A 211-nucleotide genomic window follows, 5' to 3' on the forward strand; every position below is an offset into this window, starting at 1 on the left:
ATTTGCATCGGTGCGCAACGTGGTTGGCTGAGAATGGCTGCCGGGATGTCTGTATGGAGTCCACAGGGAAGTATTGGATTCCCATCTACAACATCCTGGAACCCACCTGCAACATTGTCCTTGCTCACCCTAAATATGTGAAAGCTATCCGGGGCAAGAAAACAGACAAACGGGATGCCAAGTGGATTGCTGACATCTTCAAGCACGACCT

The 211-nt window shown here is 50.2% G+C and carries 1 protein-coding gene; it reads left to right on the forward strand.

Annotated elements, in window-relative coordinates:
• Positions 1–211 (forward strand): IS110 family transposase (locus H6B51_RS18700; protein WP_204884847.1); only part of this gene is annotated, 211 nt, incomplete at both ends.

It is taken from the genome of Pseudoflavonifractor phocaeensis (assembly GCF_016901955.1).
Lineage (GTDB): Bacteria > Bacillota > Clostridia > Oscillospirales > Oscillospiraceae > Flavonifractor > Flavonifractor phocaeensis_A.